Raw genomic sequence first — 2627 nt, 5'->3', positions numbered from 1 at the left:
CAGGGCGCGCAGCGGGTGGGGATGGGGCGTGAGCTGTACGAGGCGTTCCCGGTGTTCGCGGAGGCGTTCGACGCGGTGTGCGCGCGGGTCGATCTGGAACTTCCGTTGCGGGATGTGGTGTTCGGGGACGACGCGGAGTTGCTGGCGCGGACGGTGTACACGCAGCCCGCGCTGTTCGCGGTCGAGGTGGCGTTGTTCCGGCTGGTGGAGTCGTGGGGGGTCACCCCGGACGTGCTGGTCGGGCACTCGATCGGTGAGCTGGCCGCCGCGCACTGCGCGGGGGTGTTGTCCCTGGACGACGCCTGCGCTCTCGTCTCGGCGCGTGGCCGGTTGATGGACGCGTTGCCGTCGGGTGGCGCGATGCTCGCCGTCGAGGCTTCCGAGGATGGCCTGGAGCTTCCGGAGGGCGTGGACCTCGCGGCCGTGAACGGCCCCACCTCGATCACGGTCTCCGGCGACGCCGACGCGATCGACACCCTTGAGCAGCGGCTGCGCGCCGAGGGCGTGCGGGTGAAGCGGCTGGTCGTCTCGCACGCGTTCCACTCGCGGCTGATGGAGCCGATGCAGGCGGAGTTCGCGGAGGTCGCGAAGTCGCTGACCTACCAGGCGCCGAGCATCCCCGTGGTGGCCACGGCCCCTGGTGACATCGCCACCCCGGACTACTGGGTGGGCCAGATCCGCGAGCCCGTCCGGTTCGCCGACGCGGTCGCCTCCCTCGGCGAGACCCGGACCTTCCTCGAACTCGGTCCGGACGGCACCCTGTCCGCCCTCGTCCCGCACATCGCCGAGGACGCGACGGCCGTTCCCACCCTGCGCCCGGACCACGGAGAGGACGCCACCCTGCTGCGCGCCCTCGCCGGCATCCACGTGCGCGGCGCTGACCTCGACCGGGCCGCCGTGTTCGCCCGTGGTGGTGGCCGGCGGATCCCGCTGCCCGCCTACGCCTTCGCCGCCGACCGCCACTGGCCGTCCGGGATCTCCTGGGCGGGCGACGTCACGTCCGCGGGTCTCGGTGTCACGCACCACCCGCTGCTGGGCGCGGGCATCGCGCTCGCGGAGGACGACGGGTACCTGTTCACCGCCAGGCTCTCCCCGGTCGCGCAGCCCTGGCTCGCGGAGCACCGGGTGCACGGCCGGATCGTGCTGCCCGGCACGGCCTTCGTGGACCTGGCGGTGCGCGCCGGTGAACAGGCGGGCACCGACCAGCTGGACGAGCTGGTCCTCGAGGCCCCCCTGACCGTGCCCGAGGACGGCGCCGTGCAGGTGCAGCTCACGGTCGGCGAGGCCGACGACGAGGGCCGACGCACCGTCACCGTCCACGCGCGGCGCGAGGACGCCGCCGCCGGCGACGGCTGGCCGGACCGCCCCTGGACGCGGCACGCCGTCGGCGTCCTCGCGCCCCGGCCCCGGGTCGTCGCCGAGGACCCCGAGCTCGTCGGCACCTGGCCGCCCGCGGACGCCGCCCCCGCCGACCCGGCCGCGCTCTACGAGGCGCTCGGAGCGGCCGGCCTCGAGTACGGCGAGCTGTTCCGCGGCGTCACCGCGGCCTGGACGCGCGGACAGGACGTCTTCGCCGAGCTCCAGGTGCCCGAGAACGCCGCCGGCGGCTTCGGACTGCACCCGGCGCTGCTCGACGCCGCCCTCCAGTCGGCCGCCGTCCGCGGTGACGCGGGCGAGGCGGGCCTGCCCTTCTCCTGGACCGGCGTGACGCTGTGGGCGTCCGGGGCCACCGGCCTCCGTGCCCGCATTTCGCCCGCGGACGACGGGGACGGCCTCCGGATACGGGCCGTCGACCCCGCCGGAAACCCCGTCGTCACCGTGGACCGGGTGGTCACCCGGCCCGCGCCCGCCCTCGGCGACGAGTCGCCGCGGCCCGACGACCTGTACCAGCTGGACTGGACGCCGGTCCCCGCGGCCGGCCCCGAGCCCGGCGAACTCGCCCAGACCGGCGGAGGCGAGCCGCTCGTCACCCGGACCGGGACGCTCGAGGAACTCGCCGCCGACGGCCGCACGCCGACGCACGTGGTGCTGTCCGCCTGCTCCGACGCGTCCGTGCGCTCCGACGCGTCCGCCTGCTCCGACGCGTCCGCCTGCTCCGACGCTTCCGGCCGCACCGGCGCGCAGGCCGCGCTCGCGCGGACCTCCGAGGTGCTCGGGCACCTGCGGACCTGGCTCGCCGACGAGCGGTACGCCGACACCACCCTGGTCGTGGCCACCCGCGGCGCCGTGCAGGCGGAGCCCGCCGACACCCTGCCCGACGTGGCGGGCGCCGCCGTGTGGGGCCTGGTGCGCTCGGCGCAGTCCGAGCACCCCGGCCGGATCGTGCTGGTCGACCTGGACGCCGCCACCACCACCGACGACGACGAGCGGGCGCTTGCGCGCGCCGTCGCCTCCGGCGAACCCCAGACCGCCGTCCGTGGCACCACCGTGCTCGCGGCACGCCTGGCGAAGGCCCGGCCCGGCCTCGTCCCCCCTGCCGAGGGGGCGTGGCGGGTGGGGGTGTCGGTGCGGGGTGCGGTGGAGAACGTGGGGTTGGTGCCGGCGCCGGATGCGGTGGCGGTGTTGGGTGTGGGTGAGGTGCGGGTTGCGGTGCGTGCGGCGGGGGTGAATTTCCGTGACGTGCTGAA

Annotated in this window: 1 protein-coding gene; it reads left to right on the top strand. The window is 75.9% G+C overall.

All coding sequences use genetic code 11. From position 1 onward, the window contains the following. Positions 1-21: 21 nt before the first annotated feature. On the top strand, positions 22-2627 hold a 2606-nt coding region (locus tag ABZ836_RS30415; protein WP_361147604.1), incomplete at its 3' end, for an acyltransferase domain-containing protein.

This window comes from Streptomyces sp. NPDC047130 (assembly GCF_040643475.1).
In the GTDB taxonomy this organism is placed as follows: domain Bacteria; phylum Actinomycetota; class Actinomycetes; order Streptomycetales; family Streptomycetaceae; genus Streptomyces.
This window is presented reverse-complemented; position numbering and strand designations above follow the sequence as displayed.